Below are 1281 nucleotides of genomic sequence, written 5' to 3'. Positions count from 1 at the left end.
CGGCGAAGGCCGACGGCGTCGTCATCGAGATCGTCGACGAGCTGCTGGCGGAGGCGAACGGCTTCCTCGGCACGCTGCCCTTCACCTTCATCCTGGACGGCAAGGAGTACACCGTGTTCGCGGTGGCCGAGCCCGGTCAGACCGCTGACGACTTCAGCGTGGAGACGCAGTGCGCCGGCGGCGAGGTCGTCGACGAGGACTGCCTCGACGCCGCGACCAACCCGGACGCGGTCGACGCCAACGGTGAGCCGTGCAACCCCGACGGCGGCGAGACCGGCGGCATCGTCGACACGGACGACCCCGACGCCCTGCCGAACACCGGCGGTCCCGCGGGGATCCTCCTCCCGCTCGGCGCCCTCCTGGTGCTCGTGGGTGCAGGTCTGGTCATGGTCAGGCGTCCCCACTCCGCCTGACCATCAGCCCGGTCGGGCCACGGACGGCCACACGGTCGGGTGTTCGCCCCGTCGCAGCAAGCTACTGCGGCGGGGCGAACCACGTTTTCGCGACGTCGCGCGACGGCTATCGGAAGCGATGGATTCCATCGATTCCCATTCCGGTGGCTGCCCGGTGTGCCTAGCCTCGAAACGGGTCTGGCGGCGGGTGGGGACGAAGCCAGCAGTGGGGGGTGCCGGACGGGGACTCGCGGTCTTGATCGTGAGCCTCCGTCCAGCACTCCCTCGCCGGTTCTCGGCCGGTCCCGTGGTCCGGAAACTGCTGACGGTCGTGCGGGGGGCGCGGCCGAAGACCTACATGGGGACAACGAGATGAACACCTCTTCGCGGCATTCGCGCCGCCTCTTCCGCCGGGCCCAGGCCCGACGCACCGGCCTCGCAGGCCGCGCCGCACTGACGATCCCGGCTGCCGCACTGCTGGCGGTCTCCGCCTTCACCTCTCCCGGTTTCGCCGACGACGCGGACGGGGCGGACGCGCCGTCCGCCGTCCAGGAGGACACCCCGGCGCCCGCGCCCGAGCCGGCACCTGAGCCGAAGCCCGCGCCGGAGCCGAAGCCGGCTCCCGAGCCCGAGCCCGCGCCGGAGCCCGCGCCGAAGCCGGAGCCCGCCCCCGAGCCCGAGCCCGCTCCCGACCCGGCGCCCGCGCAGGACGACCAGCCCGCCGACGCTCCCGCTCCGCAGGACGTCCCGGCCGACGCGGTTCCCGCGGGTGACGGCGCCGAGGACGGTGCCCAGCAGATCCGGTCGCGCCGGATCGCCGCCGCCAAGGACGACGACGAGAAGAAGGTCGTGGTCTGCAAGTACGTCGGCACCCCGCCGGGCGTGCCGG

Annotated in this window: 2 protein-coding genes; both read left to right on the top strand. The window is 73.4% G+C overall.

The features are described from left to right. Positions 1 to 413, top strand: a 413-nt coding sequence (locus AC2YHB_RS25610; RefSeq protein ID WP_487354877.1) for a hypothetical protein, incomplete at its 5' end; no start/stop codon positions are given. A gap of 351 nt (positions 414 to 764) precedes the next feature. Continuing rightward, positions 765 to 1281, top strand: a 517-nt coding sequence (locus AC2YHB_RS25605; RefSeq protein ID WP_487354876.1) for a hypothetical protein, incomplete at its 3' end; no start/stop codon positions are given.

The sequence above is a fragment of the Nocardioides sp. SRI_004 genome (genome assembly GCF_057586415.1).
This window is presented reverse-complemented; position numbering and strand designations above follow the sequence as displayed.